Origin of the sequence: Streptomyces paradoxus, assembly GCF_014202475.1 — a bacterium.
Taxonomy (GTDB): Bacteria; Actinomycetota; Actinomycetes; order Streptomycetales; family Streptomycetaceae; genus Streptomyces; species Streptomyces paradoxus.
Window position 1 is genome coordinate 330,892 of the sequence record NZ_JACHGV010000003.1, and the last position, 21,728, is coordinate 352,619.

16 protein-coding genes are annotated in these 21,728 nt (G+C 72.3%); 10 read left to right on the top strand and 6 right to left on the bottom strand.

All coding sequences use genetic code 11. The features are described from left to right. Window positions 1-33 precede the first annotated feature (33 nt). The 3 genes from HNR57_RS11255 to HNR57_RS11265 all read right to left on the bottom strand — a co-directional run bounded on the left by HNR57_RS11255 (window position 34) and on the right by HNR57_RS11265 (window position 2,390). Window positions 34-741: an ester cyclase gene (locus HNR57_RS11255; protein WP_184559400.1), complete on the bottom strand. Its 708-nt coding sequence runs from the start codon at window positions 739-741 to the stop codon at window positions 34-36. A 112-nt stretch (window positions 742-853) separates the two neighbouring features. Further along, window positions 854-1,627 (bottom strand): SDR family NAD(P)-dependent oxidoreductase, encoded by a 774-nt coding sequence (locus HNR57_RS11260; RefSeq protein WP_184559402.1) that lies wholly within the window; start codon window positions 1,625-1,627, stop codon window positions 854-856. A gap of 94 nt (window positions 1,628-1,721) precedes the next feature. Further along, window positions 1,722-2,390, bottom strand: a complete 669-nt coding sequence (locus HNR57_RS11265; RefSeq protein WP_184559403.1) for an MOSC domain-containing protein — start codon at window positions 2,388-2,390, stop codon at window positions 1,722-1,724. Between the two features lie 80 nt (window positions 2,391-2,470). Here HNR57_RS11265 and HNR57_RS11270 point away from each other — a divergent pair, with 80 nt between their 5' ends. Continuing rightward, window positions 2,471-3,367 carry a LysR family transcriptional regulator gene (locus tag HNR57_RS11270; protein ID WP_031133068.1) on the top strand — a complete coding sequence of 299 codons (897 nt, stop codon included), beginning with the start codon at window positions 2,471-2,473 and terminating at the stop codon, window positions 3,365-3,367. A gap of 63 nt (window positions 3,368-3,430) precedes the next feature. Here HNR57_RS11270 and HNR57_RS11275 read toward each other — a convergent pair whose 3' ends face one another. Continuing rightward, the gene (locus tag HNR57_RS11275) at window positions 3,431-3,760 is read right to left on the bottom strand and encodes a WhiB family transcriptional regulator (RefSeq protein WP_184559405.1); all 330 of its coding nucleotides are present in this window, start codon (window positions 3,758-3,760) and stop codon (window positions 3,431-3,433) included. Window positions 3,761-4,140: 380 nt separating this feature from the next. Here HNR57_RS11275 and HNR57_RS11280 point away from each other — a divergent pair, with 380 nt between their 5' ends. The 4 genes from HNR57_RS11280 (at window position 4,141) to HNR57_RS11295 (ending at window position 8,711) form a co-directional block, all read left to right on the top strand. Beyond that, window positions 4,141-4,752: a response regulator transcription factor gene (locus HNR57_RS11280; RefSeq protein ID WP_003948568.1), complete on the top strand. Its 612-nt coding sequence runs from the start codon at window positions 4,141-4,143 to the stop codon at window positions 4,750-4,752. A gap of 484 nt (window positions 4,753-5,236) precedes the next feature. Beyond that, entirely contained in the window at window positions 5,237-5,824 is a 588-nt protein-coding gene (locus HNR57_RS11285) for a sigma-70 family RNA polymerase sigma factor (protein ID WP_033311556.1), read from the top strand. Window positions 5,825-5,977: 153 nt separating this feature from the next. Continuing rightward, a complete protein-coding gene (guaB, locus tag HNR57_RS11290; protein ID WP_031110302.1) occupies window positions 5,978-7,483 on the top strand; it encodes an IMP dehydrogenase in 1,506 nt (501 codons plus the stop codon). Between the two features lie 103 nt (window positions 7,484-7,586). Further along, on the top strand, window positions 7,587-8,711 hold the full coding sequence (locus tag HNR57_RS11295; protein WP_033311552.1) for a GuaB3 family IMP dehydrogenase-related protein: 1,125 nt from the start codon (window positions 7,587-7,589) through the stop codon (window positions 8,709-8,711). Window positions 8,712-9,256: 545 nt separating this feature from the next. Here HNR57_RS11295 and HNR57_RS11300 read toward each other — a convergent pair. Further along, window positions 9,257-10,465, bottom strand: coding sequence for a nucleotide sugar dehydrogenase (locus HNR57_RS11300; RefSeq protein ID WP_184559407.1), 1,209 nt, complete (start codon window positions 10,463-10,465; stop codon window positions 9,257-9,259). 269 nt (window positions 10,466-10,734) lie between these two features. Between HNR57_RS11300 and HNR57_RS11305 the strand changes: the two genes are divergently transcribed. After that, a complete protein-coding gene (locus HNR57_RS11305) occupies window positions 10,735-12,441 on the top strand; it encodes a glycerol-3-phosphate dehydrogenase/oxidase (protein ID WP_184559409.1) in 1,707 nt (568 codons plus the stop codon). 80 nt (window positions 12,442-12,521) lie between these two features. Here HNR57_RS11305 and HNR57_RS11310 read toward each other — a convergent pair whose 3' ends face one another. Continuing rightward, on the bottom strand, window positions 12,522-13,565 hold the full coding sequence (locus HNR57_RS11310) for a serine hydrolase domain-containing protein (RefSeq protein ID WP_184559411.1): 1,044 nt from the start codon (window positions 13,563-13,565) through the stop codon (window positions 12,522-12,524). Window positions 13,566-13,736: 171 nt separating this feature from the next. On the opposite strand from HNR57_RS11310, the gene HNR57_RS11315 reads away from it, so the two are divergent. The 4 genes from HNR57_RS11315 (at window position 13,737) to HNR57_RS11330 (ending at window position 21,709) form a co-directional block, all read left to right on the top strand. Continuing rightward, window positions 13,737-15,794 (top strand): serine/threonine-protein kinase, encoded by a 2,058-nt coding sequence (locus HNR57_RS11315; protein WP_184559413.1) that lies wholly within the window; start codon window positions 13,737-13,739, stop codon window positions 15,792-15,794. 153 nt (window positions 15,795-15,947) lie between these two features. Next, complete coding sequence (locus tag HNR57_RS11320) at window positions 15,948-18,452, top strand: serine/threonine kinase C-terminal domain-containing protein (RefSeq protein WP_184559415.1); 2,505 nt, start codon at window positions 15,948-15,950, stop codon at window positions 18,450-18,452. A gap of 167 nt (window positions 18,453-18,619) precedes the next feature. Beyond that, window positions 18,620-20,380 carry a serine/threonine-protein kinase gene (locus HNR57_RS11325; RefSeq protein WP_184560361.1) on the top strand — a complete coding sequence of 587 codons (1,761 nt, stop codon included), beginning with the start codon at window positions 18,620-18,622 and terminating at the stop codon, window positions 20,378-20,380. 93 nt (window positions 20,381-20,473) lie between these two features. Beyond that, window positions 20,474-21,709 carry a serine/threonine-protein kinase gene (locus HNR57_RS11330; RefSeq protein ID WP_184559417.1) on the top strand — a complete coding sequence of 412 codons (1,236 nt, stop codon included), beginning with the start codon at window positions 20,474-20,476 and terminating at the stop codon, window positions 21,707-21,709. Window positions 21,710-21,728: the final 19 nt, after the last annotated feature.

Sequence of the window (21,728 nt, forward strand, 5' to 3'; positions counted from 1 at the left end):
GCCGTACCGGCGGACCGAAGGAGTGCCGCGAGGTCAGAGCTCCGTAGGCTCCAGCGCCCCGAGCTGCTGCATCAGCCCCAGCCGGTCGTACTGCCACCAGCCCTCGGCGATCTTCCCGTCCGGTGTGCAGCGGTGCACGGTCGTCCCCGTCATGGTGACGTCCTGCCCGGTCGGCGGGATCCCGAGGAAGTCGCCCGTGTGACGCCCGTGGAAGGTCCACCGGGTGCACACCCGGTCGCCCTGCGCCATCTGGTCGTCGATCGTGAACGAGAAGTCGAACCCGCCCCGCCACACCTCCACCTCGCGCCGGAGCGCGTCCAGCCCGATGACGTCCTGCACATTGGCGGGATCGTGGTCGTGGTAGTCCTCGATGAACACGTCGTTGAACGGCGGCGCGTCCCCCTGCCCGGGCGCGAGCTCGAAGAACCTGCGGGCGGTGGCCGCGTACAGCTGCTCGTCCCGCACCACGTCCAGGTCCGTGAAGGTCGGCGTCTCGTCACAGAGCGCCACCATGTCCTGGAAGATCCGGTCGGTCTCCGGCAGCCCGGAGTTCCGCATCGCCTCCTCGTACGACGGGAACTCCACGATCTCCACGATGTGCGACGCGTCGGCCCGGTCCTTCGCCACCACACTGTGCGACGCGGTCCGCTTCCCCTTGGTCTGCTCGACCCACCGGTCCATCAGCCGGTTCATCTCGTCGAGCCGGCTGGTCCTGCATTCGATGAGCTGTACGAAGGTCATGGCCTCGCCTCCGGCCCCCCTGGGTCCGGCTGAACAGCTTCATTGTCCCAAGAGGCCGGCCCGGATGCCTCCCGGCCCGGGAGGAGGAGCCGGCCGGGCCGGCCGCGAGCGCCTACTGCGGCCCGTACTTCCGGCCCGTCCTGGAGGAAACGGCCCCGAGCATCCCCCGCGGCACCAGCTTCGCCGCCCCCATCAGCGCCTTGTAGCGCGGGTCCGGAATGGACAGCGTCTTGCCGCGCGCCAGATCGTGCAGCGCCGCCGCCACCAGCTTGTCCGCGTCGAGCCACATCCAGCCGGGGATGTTGTCGGTGCCCATCCCGGCCCGGTCGTGGAACTCGGTGCGCACGAAGCCCGGGCAGAGCGCCATCAGCCGTACGCCGCTGCCGGCCAGGTCGCGCGCCGCGCCCTGGGTGAACTGCACGACCCAGGCCTTGGAGGCGCCGTAGGTGCCGCGGGGCACGAAGGCGGCCACCGACGCGACGTTGACGACGCCGCCGCGGCCGCGCTCGCGCATGGCCTCGGCCGCCGCCGAGGTCAGCCGCAGCACCGCCTCGCAGTGCACCTTGAGCATCCGCAGCTCGTCGGCCATGGAGACGTCGAGATAACGGCCCTTGTTGCCGAACCCGGCGTTGTTGATCAGCAGGTCGACGGGGTTCTTGCGGTTGCCGAGGCGCCCGGCCACCGCCTCGATCCCCTTGTCCTCGGCCAGGTCGGCCGTCAGCACCTCCGCCTCGATGCCGTGCCGGTCGTGCAGCTCGGTCGCCTGCTCGCGAAGCCGCTTGGTGTCGCGGGCCACCAGCACCAGGTTGTGCCCGTCCGCCGCCAGTCGCCGCGCGAACGCGGCCCCGATGCCTGCCGTCGATCCCGTAATCAGAGCCGTTGTCATGGCAGAAGGTTAGTGACCCGGACTGGGTGCATCCGCTTGCCCGGGGGGCCGTCCGTGGTGAAGGGTCCGTGGAGACAGGCGTGGTGAGCGGCCATCAGGCTCCGTACTTCTCCTCGTACTCCCGCGCCATCCTCAGCACCTCCGGGTGCAGCGCCTCGCCCGCGGCCAGCAGCCGGGGCAGCAGCGTCCGCTCGGTCGTGACCGCCCGGAACTGCAGGGCCACCGTCACGTCGTGGCCGGGCCGGTGCACGACCTCGACGGCATCGCCCGCGCGGACCTCCCCGGGCACGATCACCCGCAGATACGCCCCGGGCGCACCCCGCTGCGTGAACCGCTTCACCCAGCCCTTCTCGTCCATATGGCCCTGGAACGTACGGCACGGGATCCGCCCGGAGGTGACCTCCAGCACCACCTCGGGCCCCACCCGCCAGCGCTCGCCGATCAGGGCACCGGACACGTCCAGACCGCGGGTCGTGAGGTTCTCGCCGAACGCGCCGTCGGCCAGCGTCCGGCCCAGCTCGCGCTCCCATTCGTCCAGGTCCTCGCGGGCCATGGCGTACACCGCCTGGTCGTCGCCGCCGTGGTGCTCCAGCTTGCACACCGCGTCCCCGGCCAGCCCGCTCCCTCCGACGCCCTTGGGCCCGGGCGCGGACACCCGCACCGGCCCGTCGACCGGCCGCTTGTCGATCCCGGTCACGCCCTCAGCGTTGTCGGTGTACGGCACGGCCTCGGCGCGGCCCAGATTCACTGACAGAAGCTTCATGCCCGAAAGGTAGGCGACCGCTCCCCAAAGCGTCGACGCATTATTCGCAGCTACATCAAAGGGTGACTTATTCTCGAAGGGTGATCGAAGCACGTCATCTCCGCGTCCTGCGCGCCGTCGCGACCACCGGCTCCTTCTCCGCCGCCGGCCGCGAGCTGGGCTGCACCCAGCCCGCCGTGAGCCAGCAGATGAAGGCCCTGGAGACCTCCGTCGGCACGCCTCTGCTGATCCGCACCGGACGGGAGATGCGCCTGACCCAGGCCGGCGAGGCCCTGGTGCGGCACGCCGCCGGCATCCTCGCCGGGCTCACGGCCGCCGAGGAGGAGGTCGCCGCCATCGCCGGGCTGCGCGCGGGCCGGGTCCGGCTCGTCTCCTTCCCCAGCGGCAGCTCCACCCTCGTCCCCACGGCCCTCGCCGCGCTGCGCGAGGCGCACCCGGGCACCCGCGTCTCCCTGGAGGAGGCCGAGCCGCCCGCCTCCGTCGGACTGCTGCGCGAGGGCGACTGCGACGTGGCGCTCGCCTTCCGCTACGAGGGGGCGGCGGGCGCGGAGGAGTGGGACGACCTCGTCGTACGGCCGTTGCTGTCGGACCGGCTCGTCGCACTCGTGCCGGAGCGGCACCGGCTCGCGGGCGCGGAGTCCGTCGACATCGGCGAGCTGACCGAGGAGCCGTGGATCGCGGGCTGCCCGCGCTGCCGCGGACAGCTGGTCGAGGTGTGCGCGGCGGCCGGCTTCACCCCGCGCATCGACTTCGCGACCGACGACTACCCGGCCGTCGTCGGCCTCGTCGGCGCCGGTCTGGGCGTGGCCGTGCTGCCCCAGCTGGCCGTCGAATCGGTACGGCCCCGGGGTGTGCGCACCGTTCGCCTCGAACCGGCGGTGCGCCGGGAGATCGTCGCGCTCACCCTGCCCGACCTCGCACAGGTCCCGGCCGTGGCGGCGACGCTCGATCAGCTGGCCCGGGCCGCCCGCCGCTAGCGCGGCCGGCGCGTCCAAAAACCAACGGCACGCGTGCGCGTGCCCATTCGCAGAAACGTTACTTCAGTTGTTCGAGGCGGTGTGCCCGCCCGATGCCGTCGCCGACACCAGCCGGTTGCGCGCCCGCCCCATCAGCTCTTCGCGCTCGTCCTCGGTCAGCCCGCCCCACACGCCGTACGGCTCACGCACCGCCAGGGCGTGGGCAGCGCACTCGGCGCGCACCGGGCACCTCATGCAGACCTCCTTGGCCGAGTTCTCACGAGCGCTCCTCGCCGCACCGCGCTCACCCTCCGGATGGAAGAAGAGCGAGCTGTCCACGCCACGACAGGCAGCCAGCAACTGCCAGTCCCACAGGTCCGCGTTCGGTCCGGGAAGGCGGGAGAAATCTGCCATTACGTGACCCCTTGTAGCCGTTCTGGGCGGATCCGGTGTCTACGACCGTACAACTACGATCTAAGGAGATGAAAATATGACTCATTGCGAATCTAGCTCCAGACACTGGCAAAGCGGAAGAAATGGGTCTAAATGGGGCATAGGTTGTGATGAAAGTTCGAGGGTCTGCTGCGCATATCTGCACCGTGTCCGCCCCCTCACGTAGAGTGCCGAAGATGGCAGCCGCCCCCGTAACTCTTTCGAGTGACCGTCGTTGAGAGTGCGAGGCGGTTGAAGGAACAAGCGCTCGGGCGGGCGTCCGAGACGGTCGACCGCACAGGTGACGATTTCGTACCAGCCTGGAGGCTCAAGGTGACGCGCATCAGCTGCGGAGGGCGGTCATGACATCCGTCCTCGTCTGCGACGACTCCCCGCTTGCCCGAGAGGCGCTCCGTCGTGCGGTCGCGACCGTGCCCGGCGTAGAGCGCGTGACGACGGCGGCCAACGGCGAGGAAGTCCTCCGCCGCTGGGGGGCCGACCGCTCGGACCTGATTCTGATGGACGTACGCATGCCCGGACTGGGCGGCGTCGAGACGGTCCGGCGGCTGTTGTCCGCCGACCCCGGTGCGCGCATCATCATGCTCACCGTCGCCGAGGACCTGGACGGCGTGGCCCTCGCGGTCGCCGCCGGTGCCCGCGGTTATCTGCACAAGGACGCCTCCCGCGCGGAACTGCGCGCGACGGTGACCCAGGCCCTGGCCGACCCGACCTGGCGGCTCGCCCCGCGTCGGCTGCGCTCGGCCGAGATGGGCGCGGCGCCCACGCTCACCGCGCGTGAGATCCAGGTCCTCGAAGGCATGAGCCACGGCCGCTCCAACGCGGAGATCGGCCGCGAGCTGTTCCTCTCCGAGGACACCGTCAAGACGCACGCCCGGCGCCTGTTCAAGAAGCTCGGCGCCTCGGACCGGGCCCACGCCGTGGCGCTCGGTTTCCGGTGGGGTCTGGTGCGCTAGGGCCTGTCGTTCGGATCACGTCCGTCCTTCGGATCGGGCCGGTTTCGACGCGCGGCCTCCGGCCAGGACCGGAGGGCGGGGGCACCCGGATGCCCCCGCGCGAGCCGCACCGGCGTGGACGGACGCCGGCGGCCGGCGACAGCGCCGTCAGGGATCTGCCCCGGCCCGGGGGAGGCCGAGAGCCCGGGAGGGTGCAGGCGAGGCCCCACCTCCCCGGGATGATTCGAACGGCAGGCCCCAGCGGTCCTGCTGAGGGCACGGAATGCCAGGTGGGCGCGGGTGAACCGGGGGTTCGCCGGATGCCCGCTGCTCGTTTCGCCGCGGATGCCGCATCCTTGAGGGTGTGGAGTTCCTCGGGGACGAGTCGGTCGAGCGGAAGGGGAGGGCGCAGCGGATGAGTGCCGGCGCACCTGCTCATAACGCTTCGGTGCACAACAACGGGAGCGGTGCCGCGCAGCCGGCGGCCGCAAGGCACCATGGACCGATGCGCGACGACGAGGCGGCCCATGCCCAGGGCGCGATCGGTGCGCTCGTCCACCGCGCCGTCGACGGGGACGAGCAGGCGACGCACGACCTGCTCGCCCATGTCCACCCCCTGGCCCTGCGCTACTGCCGCACCCGTCTGTCCCGTCTCCCGGGCGACGCCCGGCACTTCGTGGAGGACCTCGCGCAGGAGGTCTGCGTCGCGGTGCTCCTCGCACTGCCGCGCTACCGGGACACCGGGCGTCCCTTCGAGGCGTTCGTCTTCGCCATCGCCGCGCACAAGGTCGCCGACCTCCAGCGCGCGGCGATGCGCCACCCCGGCTCGACGGCGGTGCCCTCCGACGAGATGCCCGAGCGCCCGGACGACTCCCTCGGCCCGGAGGAGCGCGCCCTGCTCAGCAGCGACGCGGAATGGGCCAAGAAACTCCTGGCCAACCTCCCCGAGAACCAGCGGGAGCTGCTGCTGCTGCGGATCGCGGTGGGGCTGACGGCCGAGGAGACCGGTCAGATGTTGGGAATGTCACCCGGTGCGGTCCGGGTGGCGCAGCACAGGGCGCTGAGCCGGCTGCGGGCGCTGGCCGAGCAGTAGCCCTGCTTGAAGAACCCCTCAGTTGAACAGGCGGTGCGCCGCTTCCGTACGAACATACGAAGCCCGGAGCCAGGCGGAACCGTGGAATGAGACAGCCTCGCTTCCCGTTAGCATGGACATCCGCACCGATCAAGGCCATTTGGGGAAGGTGTCATGACTGCCAACGTCGACGGAGTGCCCGGTAAATTCGCGACACTCGGGCTGACCTACGACGACGTGCTGCTGCTGCCGGGTGCATCCGAAGTGCTCCCCAACGCGGTCGACACCTCGTCCCGCATCTCCCGCAACGTACGGGTCAACATCCCGCTCTTGTCCGCCGCCATGGACAAGGTCACCGAGTCGCGCATGGCGATCGCGATGGCCCGCCAGGGCGGTGTCGGCGTGCTGCACCGCAACCTCTCCATCGAGGACCAGGTCAACCAGGTCGACCTGGTGAAGCGCTCCGAGTCCGGCATGGTCACCGACCCGATCACGGTGCACCCCGACGCCACGCTGGGCGAGGCCGACGCCCTGTGCGCCAAGTTCCGCATCAGCGGCGTCCCGGTCACCGACGGCAACAAGAAGCTGCTCGGCATCGTCACCAACCGCGACATGGCCTTCGAGACCGACCGCACGCGTCAGGTGCGCGAGGTCATGACGCCGATGCCGCTGGTCACCGGCAAGGTCGGCATCTCCGGCGCCGACGCCATGGAGCTGCTGCGCCGCCACAAGATCGAGAAGCTTCCCCTGGTCGACGACGCGGGTGTCCTCAAGGGCCTCATCACGGTCAAGGACTTCGTCAAGGCCGAGCAGTACCCCAACGCGGCCAAGGACTCCGAGGGCCGGCTGCTCGTCGGTGCGGCCGTGGGAGCCAGCCCCGAGGCCCTGGAGCGTGCCCAGGCGCTCGCCGGTGCCGGTGTGGACTTCCTGGTCGTCGACACCTCGCACGGCCACAACAGCAACGCCCTCAGCTGGATGGCGAAGATCAAGTCGAGCGTCGGCGTCGACGTGATCGGCGGCAACGTCGCCACGCGTGACGGCGCCCAGGCGCTGATCGACGCCGGTGTCGACGGCATCAAGGTGGGCGTGGGCCCCGGCTCGATCTGCACCACGCGTGTGGTCGCCGGTATCGGTGTCCCGCAGGTCACCGCCATCTACGAGGCGTCCCTCGCGGCCCGTCCGGCGGGCATCCCGCTGATCGGCGACGGCGGCCTGCAGTACTCCGGCGACATCGGCAAGGCCCTGGCCGCCGGCGCCGACACCGTGATGCTGGGCAGCCTCCTCGCCGGCTGTGAGGAGTCCCCGGGCGAGCTGCAGTTCATCAACGGCAAGCAGTTCAAGTCGTACCGCGGCATGGGCTCGCTCGGTGCGATGCAGTCCCGCGGCCAGGCCAAGTCGTACTCCAAGGACCGCTACTTCCAGGCCGAGGTCGGCTCCGACGACAAGCTCGTCCCCGAGGGCATCGAGGGCCAGGTGCCCTACCGCGGCCCGCTGGCCAACGTCCTGCACCAGCTCGTCGGCGGTCTGCGCCAGACGATGGGCTACGTGGGCGCCGCCTCCATCGACGAGATGGAGACCAAGGGCCGCTTCGTCCGGATCACGTCGGCCGGCCTCAAGGAGAGCCACCCGCACGACATCCAGATGACGGTCGAGGCACCGAACTACAGCCGCAGCAAGTAGCGGCCGGCCTCCCAGGGCGGCTCCGGAGCATCCGGGGCCGCCCTCGCCGTGCCCGTCGGCGATACTGGAAGACGCTGCAACGCATCAGGGAAAGGCCACAGACGTGACTGAGATCGAGATCGGGCGCGGCAAGCGCGGCCGCCGGGCGTACGCCTTCGACGACATCGCCGTCGTCCCCAGCCGCCGTACGCGGGACCCGAAGGAGGTCTCGATCGCCTGGCAGATCGACGCCTACCGCTTCGAGCTGCCCTTCCTGGCCGCCCCCATGGACTCGGTCGTCTCCCCGGCCACCGCGATCCGCATCGGCGAGCTCGGCGGCCTCGGTGTACTGAACCTCGAAGGCCTGTGGACGCGCTACGAGGACCCGCAGCCGCTGCTCGACGAGATCACCGGTCTGGACGCGGAGACCGCGACCCGCCGTCTGCAGGAGATCTACGCGGCCCCCATCAAGGAGGAGCTGATCGGGCAGCGCATCAAGGAGGTGCGCGACTCCGGCGTCGTCACCGCCGCCGCGCTCTCCCCGCAGCGCACCGCCCAGTTCTCCAAGGCCGTCGTGGACGCGGGCGTGGACATCTTCGTCATCCGCGGTACGACGGTCTCCGCGGAGCACGTCTCCGGCGCGCACGAGCCGCTCAACCTGAAGCAGTTCATCTACGAGCTGGACGTCCCGGTGATCGTCGGCGGCTGCGCCACGTACACGGCGGCCCTGCACCTGATGCGTACCGGCGCGGCCGGTGTGCTCGTCGGCTTCGGCGGCGGCGCCGCGCACACCACGCGCAACGTGCTCGGCATCCAGGTCCCCATGGCGACGGCGGTCGCCGACGTGGCCGCGGCGCGCCGTGACTACATGGACGAGTCGGGCGGCCGGTACGTGCACGTGATCGCGGACGGCGGTGTCGGCTGGTCAGGCGACCTGCCCAAGGCGATCGCCTGCGGCGCGGACTCGGTGATGATGGGCTCCCCGCTGGCCCGCGCGACCGACGGCCCGGGCAAGGGCCACCACTGGGGCATGGAGGCCGTGAACGAGGAGCTGCCGCGCGGCAAGAAGGTCGCCCTCGGCACGGTCGGCACCCTGGAGGAGATCCTCACAGGTCCGTCCCACACCCCCGACGGCTCGATGAACCTCTTCGGCGCCCTGCGCCGCGCCATGTCCACGACCGGCTACAGCGAGCTCAAGGAGTTCCAGCGCGTCGAGGTGACGGTGGCGGACTCGCAGCACCGCCGGTAGTCCGTTCCGGCTGAGAAGGGCCTGGTCGCTCGGGGGAGTGGCCGGGCCCTTCTGCGTGCCCAAGTGGCTCTGGCGGGGCGCGTGTTGCCGTTGGGGGGCGCACGGGTGCCTTCGGGCCGTTCGGCCCCGTGGGGGGCGGTTTCGAGACGCTAGTGTCCTTGATCGGCGCCCAGGTTCTTCTGGGAGCCCCCTTCCAAGGACACGGTCCGGACCCCGGCCCTCGGGGCCCGGCCCGAAATCCGACGTGCCGCCTACCGGGTCAATGGGCGGCGTCGTGGAAGGGGGCGCCCATGGGACGTCACCGCAAGCCCACCCGCTGGGACCGGCTCCGTTTCGGACGGTGCAGTGCCGGAGGAGGTGGATCTTGCGGATTTTCGGATGGTGAGCGGCCGCCCCCAGGAAGACTAGGGGCGGACACTCCGTGATCCATCCAGGAGCCTGCCGCAGTGACCGCTGCGGTGGGCTCCACCTGTGTCCGTAAGGTACCCGCGCCGCGTACCTCATGCCACCAGTCGCCTGGGCTCACGCACCCCGCGTGCCCCCCTTCACAACCGATGCGCCGCCCCCGTCGGCGCCGCCCCGCGCGTGTCCAGCAGCAGCTGGGCCTTCACCGACAGGCCCTGGAGGTCGTACGTGCGGTGCTGCTGGAGGAGGATGGTCAGGTCCGCGTCGGCTGCTGCCTCGTAGAGGGAGTCAGCGCGGGGGACCGGGTGGTCGTAGACGCTCCAGGACGGGACGTACGGGTCGTGGTAGCTGACCGTCGCGCCCAGTTCCCTCAGACGCAGGGCGATCTCCCGGGCCGGAGTGCCCTGGAGGTCGGCGAGGTCGGGCTTGTAGGTGACGCCGAGGAGGAGCACGCGGGCGCCCCGGGCCGACTTGCCGTGTTCGTTGAGGAGTGTGGCGGCACGCTGGACGACGTAGCCCGGCATGCGGTTGTTGACCTCCTGGGCCAGCTCCACCATGCGCAGGCCGCGGCCGCCGCCTGCGGTCATGTCCTGGGGGACGGAGTGGCCGCCGACGCCGGGGCCGGGGCGGAAGGCCTGGAAGCCGAACGGCTTGGTCTCCGCGCAGCGGATGACGTCCCAGAGGTCGACGCCCAGGTCGTTGCAGAGGACGGCCATCTCGTTGACGAGGGCGATGTTCACGTGCCGGTAGTTGGTCTCCAGCAACTGCACGGTCTCCGCTTCGCGGGGTCCACGCGCGCGTACCACCTTGTCGGTCAGCCGTGCATGGAACGCGGCGGCCGACTCGGTGCAGGCCGGGGTGAGACCGCCGATGACCTTGGGGGTGGTCGCGGGTGTGACGTCGCGGTTGCCGGGGTCGACGCGGCTGGGGGAGTACGCGAGGTGGAAATCGCGGCCGGCGCGCAGACCGGAGCCCTCCTCCAGGAGCGGACGCAGGAATTCCTCCGTCGTCCCCGGGTACACGGGGGACTCCAGGATCACTGTGGTGTGCGGGCGCAGCTGGGCGGCCAGGGTGCGGGCGGCCGCCTCCAGCTGGCTCAGGTCGAGTCCGCCGTCCGCGCCCCGCGGGGTCGGCGCGCAGATGACTGCGGTGCGCACCCGGCCGAGCTCGGCCGGGTCGGTGGTCGGCCGGAAGCCCCCCGAGAGCATCCGGCGCAGTTCGGCGGGGCTGAGCGAGCCCGCCTCGGGTCCGGTCCGGTAGCCGATGGTGGGGATGCCGGCGGCGACGGCGGCCTGGGCCAGGGGCAGGCCGTACGGGCCGAGTCCGATGACGGCGAGATCTGCGGGCATGGCGGCCGTCCTTCCCGATAGCCGAAGTGGGACAGGTGCGCAAGCCCTGTGGACAGGACGGGCGAGCGCAATGTCAGACTAGGAGTAAATATGACCGATATGCGGGATTGCCCGGCCGAGTTTCGGTGAGTGTTCCGTGAGCGTTGTCCACAGGCTGCGGGCCCGTGGTGGCTGAAGCCGGGCAACCCGGTCAGAATCTGGGCAGGGGGATACGGACGGGGCCTCGCCCGACGGGTGCGGCCCGCACGACCGATGAGCGGGAGGCAGCGGTGAGGACAGCGACACTCGGACCGGCGCAACGCGCCGAGTCACTCGCATCCATGGCCGAGCGCGAGCTGGACGTGCTGGTCGTGGGTGCAGGCGTGGTCGGTGCGGGCACCGCGCTCGACGCCGTGACGCGGGGCTTGTCCACCGGTCTGGTCGAGGCGCGCGACTGGGCGTCCGGCACCTCCAGCCGGTCCAGCAAGCTCATCCACGGCGGCCTGCGCTATCTGGAGATGCTCGACTTCGCACTCGTCCGCGAGGCCCTGAAGGAACGCGGCCTGCTGCTGGAGCGGCTCGCCCCGCACCTGGTGAAGCCCGTGCCGTTCCTGTACCCGTTGCAGCACAAGGGCTGGGAGCGGCTGTACGCCGGGTCGGGCGTCGCCATGTACGACGCCATGTCCATGGCGCGCGGGCACGGCCGGGGCCTGCCGGTGCACCGTCATCTGACGCGCTCTCACGCCCTGCGTGTGGCCCCCTGCTTGAAGAAGGACGCCCTGGTCGGGGCGTTGCAGTACTACGACGCGCAGATGGACGACGCCCGGTACGTGACGAACCTGGTGCGCACGGCGGTGGCCTACGGCGCCAAGGCCGCCAACCGCGCCCGCGTGACGGGTTTCCTGCGCGAGGGCGAGCGGGTCGTCGGCGCGAAGGTGCAGGACGTCGAGGGGGGCGGCGAGTACGAGATCCGCGCCAAGCAGGTCGTCAACGCCACCGGCGTGTGGACGGACGACACCCAGGCCATGGTCGGGGAGCGCGGCCAGTTCCACGTCCGGGCGTCCAAGGGCATCCACCTGGTCGTACCGCGCGACCGGATCCACTCCACGACCGGCCTGATCCTGCGCACGGAGAAGTCGGTGCTGTTCGTCATCCCCTGGGGCAGGCACTGGATCGTCGGCACCACGGACACCGACTGGGACCTCGACAAGGCCCACCCGGCCGCGTCCAGCGCGGACATCGACTACCTGCTGGACCACGTGAACTCGGTGCTCTCCGTGCCGCTCACGAGGGACGACGTCCAGGGCGTGTACGCGGGCCTGCGGCCGCTGCTCGCCGGCGAGTCGGACGCCACCAGCAAGCTGTCGCGCGAGCACACCGTGGCGCATCCGGTGCCCGGGCTGGTCGTCGTGGCGGGCGGCAAGTACACGACGTACCGGGTCATGGCCAAGGACGCGGTGGACGCGGCGGTGCACGGGCTCGACATGCGCGTCGCCGAGTGCGTCACCGAGGACGTGCCGCTGTTGGGCGCCGAGGGCTACCGGGCGCTGTGGAACGCGCGGGCGCGGATCGCCGCCCGGACCGGACTCCACGTGGTGCGGGTCGAGCACATGCTGAACCGCTACGGGACGATGACCGAGGAACTCCTCGCGCTCATCGCGGAGGACCCGTCACTGGGCGAGCCCCTGGCGGCGGCCGACGACTATCTGCGCGCCGAGATCGTGTACGCGGCCTCCCACGAGGGGGCGCGGCACCTGGACGACGTGCTGACACGGCGCACGCGCATCTCGATCGAGACCTTCGACCGGGGCGCCCGCAGCGCACGCGACGCCGCCGAGCTGATGGCGCCCGTCCTCGGCTGGGACAAGGACCAGATCGAGCGCGAGGTCGAGCACTACCAGAAGCGGGTGGAGGCCGAGCGGGAGTCGCAGCGGCAGCCCGACGACCTGACGGCGGACGCGGCGCGGCTGGGGGCGCCGGACATCGTGCCGTTGTAGGCACCTGTCCCGGGAGGACGCTCCCGGTATCACCCGAACGAGTGTCGGGAAACGGGATCTCCGTTCGGAACCGGGACGTTCTACGAGGTGCGGGGGCAGAACTCGGCGGCGAGTAAGGCGGGTTCAAGGCCGTGATCTGCTATCGCGTCCGTGTTCACGCGGAAGGTGAGGACACGCCGGCCGTCGGCGGTGGCTGCGGTGCGCACGTAGCTGCCGGATATGTGCCCGTTGTGCCCCCACACCGTCGTGCCGCACGGAAGTTTCTCGGGAAACAGCCCCATGCCGTACGCGCCGTGTGCGGCGCGGGTGTCGAGCATCTCGCGCAGCCAGTGCGGGGGCAGCAGCCGGCCGCCGAGCAGGGCCGAGTAGAAGCGGTCCAGGTCGGCGAGTGTGGTCACCAGCTCACCCGCGGCTCCGGCCGCCCGCGGGTCGAGTTCGGTGACGTCGGTTCCGTCGGCGGCGTAGGCCCGGCCGTGCGGAGAGGGCAGCGTGGTGCGGGATCCGGGGAAGGAGGTGCCTGTCAGACGCAGGGGAGTGATGATGCGGCGCTTAGCCTCGGTGGCGTACGAGTGGCCGGTGGTCTGCTGGATGACCATGCCGAGCAGGACGTAGTTGGTGTTCGAGTAGGCGAAGCGGCCGCGTTCGGACGGGGGGTGGGTGAGAGCGATGTTCAGGGCCTGACGAGGTGTGACGGGCGCGGTTCCGTCGGTGTCCGTGGTGAAGTCGTGCAGTCCGCTGGTGTGGGTGAGCAGGGAGCGCAGGGTCAGCCCGCGGCCGTCGTTGCCCGCTCCTCGCACCAGACCCGGCAGGTGCTGCTCCACCGTGTCGGACAGCGACAGCCGGTGCTCGGCGGCCAGTTGCAGCACGACCGTCGCGATGAACGTCTTCGTGATGCTCCCGGCGCGGAAGTGGTCCGGCCGGGCGATGCCCGGCTCGGTGCCGGCATAGCGGGTCGTGGTCCCCTCCTGGGCCAGCAGTGCCGCGGCCGGGACCCTGCCCTGGGTCACCAGCAGCGGCAGCACCGCGTCGGCGGGCGGCATCGAGAGGGCGGACGAGTCGGCCGGCGGCAGACCGAACAGGGCGGCTGCCACCGGCAGTGCCAGCAATGTCCGAAACGGCGGCATGCGGGCTCCTCCCTGATCAGGGCCCATCATGCAAGGCCGCGCGGGGCGGGACGCACCCGGGTTCCCGCGGGGCGGGCCCGCGGGTGCCCGCCAGGGGGCCCCTGGGCGCCGGGCACTTGTCGGGTGAGAGACAATGGAGGCTCTGTCAGGGCGGGTTGTATGAGGGGACGCATGTCGGAGGCGGAGCGGGCGGGCACATCTCGTCAGGACACTCGTCAGGACAACAGGGAGCGTCTCCTCGCGGGGCGTTACCGGCTGGGCAAGGTGCTCGGCCGGGGAGGCATGGGCACGGTGTGGCGGGCCCAGGACGAGACCCTCGGGCGGACGGTCGCCGTAAAGGAGCTGCGGTTCCCGTCGAACATCGACGAGGAGGAGAAGCGGCGGCTGATCACGCGGACGCTGCGCGAGGCCAAGGCGATCGCGCGGATCCGCAACAACAGCGCCGTGACGGTCTTCGACGTCGTCCAGGAGGACGACCGGCCCTGGATCGTGATGGAGCTCGTCGAGGGCAAGTCGCTCGCCGAGGTCATCCGGGAGGACGGCCTCCTCGAACCGAGGCGCGCCGCCGAGGTCGGGCTCGCCGTGCTCGACGTGCTGCGGTCCGCCCACCGCGAGGGCATCCTGCACCGCGACGTGAAGCCGTCGAACGTGCTGATCGCCGAGGACGGCCGGGTCGTGCTCACCGACTTCGGCATCGCCCAGGTCGAGGGCGACCCGTCCATCACCTCGACGGGCATGCTCGTCGGCGCGCCCTCCTACATCTCCCCGGAGCGGGCGCGCGGGCACAAGCCGGGCCCGGCGGCCGACCTGTGGTCCCTCGGCGGGCTGCTGTACGCGGCGGTGGAGGGCGCGCCGCCGTACGACAAGGGGTCGGCCATAGCGACCCTCACGGCCGTGATGACCGAGCCGCTGGAGGAGCCGAAGAACGCGGGTCCGCTGAAGGACGTCATCCACGGGCTGCTCACGAAGGACCCCGCGCAGCGGCTGGACGACGCGGGCGCCCGGGCGATGCTGAACTCGGTCCTGCGCGCGCCCGAGAAGGCCGAGGCGGAGCCGTTGGACGCGACGAAGGTCGTGCCGCTGCCGGCGCAGCCGGACCGGTCCTCGGGCAAGGGCGGTTCCTCGGGCTCCGGGGGCAAGCGGGGCGAGGAGGCCGGGGAGCGGCTGCGCGGGGCGCTGCGTTCCGTGCGCAAGGCTGCCGTGGGGACGGCTGCCGCTGGATCGGCCGCCGGTGCCACGTCGGGGGGCAAGTCCGGGGCCGGCAAGGGTTCTTCCCCGGCGGCGGGTACGGCCTCCACCGAGTCGGACAGCGGGGCGGGCCGGGGCGGTGCCGCGGATGCGTCCGGGGCTCAGCCGGGCCCGGCGGCGGCCGCCGGTTCCGCTGAGCGGAGCGGGCCGGAAGCGAAGACGGCGTCCGGTGGGCGGAGTTCGGGGTGGCCCGTCGTGCCGCCGCCGGACCTGCCGCCGCGGCCCGTGCCCCGGGCGCCGCTGACCGACGTGGTGCCGCGGCGGACCCTGATGATCATCGCGGTGGTCGTGGTGCTCGCCGTGATCGGCACCGTGCTCGCGATCGTGCTCAACGGTGACGGCAAGGACTCGGAGGGCGCCTCCGGTGCGGGCGGCGGGAAGACCGTCGCGACGGCGTCGAGCAGCACCAAGGGCGACGACGAAGGCGGTACGCGCACGGACAGCGGGGAGACCCAGCCCGCCCCGTCCGGGCCCGCCTCGGACGGCAAGCCGGGCGGCGGGGCGAACGGTTCCTCGGGCGAGGGCGGCACCGGCGGCGGGAAGGGCACCGCGGTGAAGTCGACTCACCAGGGTGACCAGGGGTACTCGATCGGTCTGCCGAAGGGGTGGAAGTACCAGTCCACGGGTGCGGCGGGCGACCGCTTCACCGGGCCCGACGGGCAGAAGCTGCTCATCGCCTGGACGTCCACGCCCAAGGGCGACCCGGTGGCGGACTGGAAGAACCAGGAGCGCTACATGGTGCGCGCGCAGTACAAGCAGATCCGCATAGAGAAGGTGGAGTACCGCGGCTGGAACACGGCCGACTGGGAGTTCACCTACACGGACGGCGGCACCAAGTACCGCACGATCGACCGGGGTTTCGTGGTCGACGACCGGCAGGGGTACGCGCTGATGTACACGGCGAAGGCGGCCGGCTGGGACGGCGCGTTGCGCAAGGAGACCTGGCGGACGCTGACGAAGACCTTCGAACCCAAGTCCTGAGCATGAGGCGCCCCGGGTTTGGGGAGTGAGATCTGGCATCACCGCATTGCGGGTTGCCTGCGGCACGTATCGTAAATGTTTGCGGACCGTGCGCAGCCGGAACGGACCGCGGGGCGAACGGATGTGACCGAACGGGCTGCCGGGGGAGGCAACGTGGACGACTACGCGGGCCGGGTGCTCGCCGACCGCTACCGCCTGCCCCTGCCGCCGTCCGACGAGTACGAACTCACCGAGACCCGGGCCTTCGACACCTACAGCGGACAGGAAGTCCTGGTCCGTCAGGTGCCGTTGCCCGAGGTGGTCGAGGCCGAGGTCCTCGACGCGGAAGGACTGCCCGACGGTTTCACGGCGCGTGACGGTGGTGCGCGGCGCTCCGGTGCCCGCGCGGGCACCCGGCGGCCCACGGACCCGGTGGTGCGGCGCGCCGTCGAGGCCGCGCAGGCCGCGGCGGCCATTCCCGACCACCCCCGACTCGACCAGGTCTTCGACGTGTTCGCCGAGGGCGGTTCGCTGTGGATCGTCAGCGAGCTGGTGGCCGCGCGTCCGCTGGCGGCGCTGCTTGCCGAGAAGCCGCTGACGCCCTACCGGGCGGCCGAAGTGGCCTCCGACGTCCTGATGGCCCTTCGGGTGCTGCACGCGCACGGCTGGGTGCACCGGAACATCACCGCGCGCACGGTGCTCGTCTGCGACGACGGCCGGGTGATGCTGACCGGGCTGGCGGTGGGCGCGGCGGAGGAGGCCCTGTGCGGATATGACCCGGTTCCCGAACCGCCCTTCGAGGAATCCGGCCACGAGGGCGGCGCAGGGCCGGTCAACGGCGCGGGCGGTCCGGGCCCCGGGCCCGCCGGTGGCATCGGTGGCGCGGGTGATCCCGAGGCCGCGCGGCGCGCCGCCATAGAGGCCCGCGAGGCCAGGGGGCTGCCCTCGGCGGGGGGCGGGACCACGGGTGGCGGCCGGGTCGTACCGGCGCGCGGTCCGGTGGAGGAGAGCGGAGACCCCCGGGCGGCGCGTGCCGGGGCGATCGCGGCCTACCGGGCCGGTGCCCGGGCCGCCGCACGGGTGCAGGAGGCGCAGCAGGGCGGGCGGGCGGCCCTGCCCGGAGCCCGCCCCGCGCCGGACGGCGGGGCAGCGCCCTACGGCAACGAGCCGGCGCAGTCCCCGTACATTCCCGGGCAGGGCACCGCCCCCGGGGCCGTACCGCCCGGGCGGATCGCGGACCCCTACGGCGTGGGCGGCAGTCCCCGGACCACGGCATGGCACGGCGCCACGCCCCGCGGCACGACCGGCGGGGCGCCGGTTCCGCAGGGCCGGGAGCAGGCGGCGCTCCCCCCGGCCGCGGACACCGCGGCCCACGGCGAGTCCGCCCGCTGGGACGACCTGGTCGCCGGCACCCCCGCCCCCCGGCGCGGTCCGGCCACGGCGCTGGCCGCCGAGCGGGCGCGGCAGGCGCGGATGGCCGTGGTCGGGCCCGTCACGGAACGCTGGGCGCCGGAGCAGGCCGGCCCCGTGCACGAGAACTGGCAGCTGGCCGCGCCGATCGGACCCGCGACCGACCTGTGGGCGCTGGGCGCCCTGCTCTTCAGGGCCGTGCAGGGGCACGCGCCCTACCCGGAGGAGTCCACGGCCGAGCTGGTGCAGATGGTGTGCGCGGAACCGCCCGCGTACGCCGAGGAGTGCGGCCCGCTGCGGCCGGTCGTGGAGTCGCTGCTGCGGCAGGACCCCACCGAGCGCCTCGACTTCGAGGAAGTGCGCGGCTGGCTGCGCTCGCTGGTGCGCTCGGCGCCCGAGCCGGAGGCCGGGGTGCACGTCGTCCCTGCGCCGCCCGTGGACGCCCGGCGGCTGCCCGTCGTACGGCGCCGGGGCGAGCTCGTGCGCAGGCGGAAGGCCGGGCTGCCCGCCCATCACGGGCGGCACAAACGGGCCCGGAAGGAGTCCGGTTCGCCGCACCGCCTCGGCCGCACCCTGCTCCTGCTGGTCCTGCTCGCGATGGCCGCGGCGATCGCCTACGCCATGCTCTTCATGCCCAAGTCGGGGACCGGCGGCGCGGACGGCGCCGACCGTACCGGTGCCGCCGGTGAGGTCAGCCAGGCGCCCGAGCCGGACGCCAGCAGCGAGCCCCGGCCCGACCAGACGTCTCCCGAGCCGGAGAAGAGCCCCTCGTCGTCGGCCGGTACCACGGAGACGCAGACCACCGGCCCGGACGTCGCCGACGGCTTCACCCTGCGCAAGGACGCGGCGGGCTTCCAGGTCGCCGTCGCCAAGGGCTGGGACCGCAGCGCGCGGGGCGGCAGCGGCCAGGTCGTCTACTCCAAGGGCGACTTCGAACTCATCGTCGTGGCGGGCCGGGACAGCGCGTCGGAGTACGGCGACGACCCGATGGCCTACCAGCGGGAGCGGGAGCGCGAGCTGCAGCCGTACCGCGACTCCAGCTGGGCCACCTCCACCGGGCTGAAGACGATCGAGGTGGGCGGACGGACCATGGCCGAGGGCCAGTTCACCTGGACCGGCGGCGACGGGGGCGAACTGTACGTCCGCAACCTCGCGATGCTGGTCGAGGGGCGCTACCACGTGGTCCAGGTGCGCGGCCCGGAGTCCGAACGCGACGAGGTGACGCGGCTGTACGAGCAGGCGGCCGCCACATACAAGGTGACGAAGTGAGCGTGAACCGCGCCGCCTGTACGCCGCGGTTCACGCTCTGGTTGCCTCCCGTCCCGGCAGTCGACAACCGTCACAGTGCGGTCACCGTGGTACCCCGCTTGTTCCCAGGGTGAGGGCGGGTCCTTACGCTGACCCTGTCAAGACCATTGCGGGGCAACGTGAATCAGATGCAGGGCCTGCTCGTCGCGGGCCGCTACCGGCTGGCCGAATCCATCGGCAGTGGCGGCATGGGCCGAGTCTGGCGTGCACATGATGAGGTGCTGCACCGGTCCGTCGCCATCAAGGAGTTGACGGCCGCCCTCTACGTCTCCGAGAGCGAGCAGGCGATCCTGCTGGCACGCACCCGGGCGGAGGCCAGGGCGGCAGCGCGCATCAACCACTCCGCCGTCGTCACCGTGCACGACGTACTGGAGCACGACGGCCGCCCGTGGATCGTGATGGAGCTGGTCGAGGGCCGCTCCCTGGCCGACGCGGTCAAGGAGGAGGGGCGCGTCGAGCCGCGCGAGGCCGCCCGCATCGGCCTCTGGGTGCTGCGGGCCCTGCGCGCCGCGCACACCGCCGGGGTCCTGCACCGCGACATCAAGCCGGGCAACGTCCTCCTCGCCCGCGACGGACGCGTGCTGCTCACGGACTTCGGCATCGCGCAGATCGAGGGCGACACGACCATCACACGCACCGGTGAGGTCGTCGGCTCGGTCGACTACCTGGCACCCGAGCGGGTGCGCGGCCACGACCCGGGCCCGTCCTCCGACCTGTGGGCGCTCGGCGCGACGCTCTACACGGCGGTGGAGGGCCGGTCGCCGTTCCGCCGCACCACGCCCCTGACCACCATGCAGGCCGTGGTCGAGGAGGAGGCCGCCGAGCTCCGGCACGCGGGCCCACTCGCGCCCGTCATCACCGCCCTGCTGCGCAAGGACCCGGGCACCCGGCCCGACGCGCCCGAGGCCGAGCAGCTGCTCGCCGAGGCCGCGGAGGGGCGGCGGCCGAACGGGGCGCAGGCGTACGTGCCGACGCAGTACGGCGGGCCGTCGCCGTACCGGGACGCCCACAGCGGTACCGCCCCGGGGACGGGCACCACGGGGACCACCGGCACCGGCCACACCGGGACCGGCTTCAGCACCGGCTCGGGTTCGCACACCGGGACACCGCTCCCGCCGCTGGCCGGCACTCCGGCCACCGGGACGTCCCCGGCCGGTACTCCGCCCTACGGCCCGACCGGTCCGGCCGGTTCCATGGGCCCCGCCGGCCCGACCGTCGTCGGCTCCGCGGCACCCGGACCGCAGCCGGCCCGTTCGGGCAGGCGCCGCCGGCTGCGCACCCTCGCCCTGGTCGTCGTGCTCGCGGCCATCATCGGCGGAGGCACGGCCGTGATGCTCCAGCGGTGGAACGAGAGCCGGCCGTCACAGAGCGCCGGTCCCGATGCGCAGAAGCCCACGGAACGGCCCGGCAGTTCGGTTCCGGCCAGCTGGACCCGCTACGACGACCCCGCCGGGTTCAGCCTCTACCTGCCCAAGGGCTGGAAGCGCAAGCCCTTCGGCCCGCAGGGCGAGCTCAAGCAGATCGACTACTCGCCGGACGGCGGCCGGCACTTCGTCCGCATCGCCATCGACAGGTCACCGGACTTCGCCGACCCCTACGCGCACCAGCTCGACCTGGAGCAGCAGCTTCAGCGACTGGTCGACTACAAGCGGGTCACGCTGGAGCGCAACGTCTACCGTGACCGGGAGGGCGCCCGGTGGGAGTACACCTGGACCGCCCAGCCCAAGGACATCAAGTTCCCCGGCCCGCGCCGGGCCATCGAGGAGACGTACGTCGCCCGCGACGGCACCGAGTACGCGCTCTACATGTCGGCCCCCGCCGCGGACTGGCCGACGGCACGCAAGCAGTTCACCTCCCTGCTGCAGGGCTGGCAGGAGAAGACCTCCTGAGGCAGCGGCACTTCTGACAAGGGGGTCGTCTGTTTCGGCCACCCGCACCTCGCCGCCCCGGAGTGGTTCCGTCCGTTGGGGCATGATGGCCGCATGGGGACCGAGGGGCACAACAGGCGTGTCATCGCGGGCCGTTACCGGCTCGAGGAGAAACTCGGGCGCGGCGGCATGGGCGTGGTCTGGCGGGCGACCGACCGGCTGCTCGGCCGGAGCGTGGCCGTCAAGGAGCTCCCCTACGGCGAGACGCTCTCCGCGGCCCAGGCGCGCCGGCGGCGGGACCGCACGCTCCGTGAGGCCCGGGCCGTCGCCCAGCTGAGCCACCCGCACATCATCGTCGTCCACGATGTCGTCGAGGACGGCGAACGTCCCTACATCGTCATGGAGTTGATCGAGGGCGGTTCACTCGCCGACCGGCTCGCCCAGCGAGGCCCGGTCGACGCCGCCGAAGCGGCCCGCATCGGCATCGCCCTGCTCGGCGCGCTGGGCGCCGCGCACGCGGCCGGGGTGCTGCACCGTGACCTCAAGCCGGACAACGTGCTGCTGGAGGCCGGCACCGACCGGATCGTCCTCACCGACTTCGGTATCGCCCAGGTCGCGGGCGCACCCACGCTCACCGAGAACGGGGCCTTCGTCGGCTCGCCCGAATACACCGCGCCCGAGCGGATGTCCGGGGTGCGGACCGGGCCCGAGTCCGACCTGTGGTCGCTCGGCGCGCTGCTGTGCGCCGCCCTCAGCGGGGAGTCGCCGTTCCACCGTGACTCGCTGGGCGGCATCCTGCACGCCGTCGTCGTGGGCGACATCCAGCCCCCCGCGCAGGCGGAACCGCTCCTGCCCGTCGTACGCGGCCTGCTGGAACGCGATCCGGACCGGCGGCTGGACGCGGACCGGGCCGAGCGGATGCTCCGGGCCTTCCGCGACACGGGCCGCACACCGCCGGTGCCGCCGCCCGGGTACGGGCCGTCACCCGGACACGCGCGGGCGGTGGGGGACGCACCGCTGCGGCGATCGCAGGATCCCGTCGGCCGGCAGCCGCTCGGGCCGCCGGCGGACCTGCCCGGTCCGGGCCGGGCGGACGAGCCCTTCCTGCGCCAGCCCACGCGGCGGGTGCTCATCGCGGCGCTGCTGGTCGCCGCGATGGCGGGGGCGGGGGTGTCCGCGGTGGCGCTGCTGAGGGAGGAGGGCACCGGGGACGGCGGCCCCACGCCGACGAGTTCCGCGACGACGACACCGAGGACGACCAAGCCGAGGACGACGGCACCGAGGACGACGACACCGCGGGCGCCGGCGACCCGGCCGGTTTCCCCGGACATGCCCGCGCCCACCCCGTGATCGCCGGTGCCCCCGAATC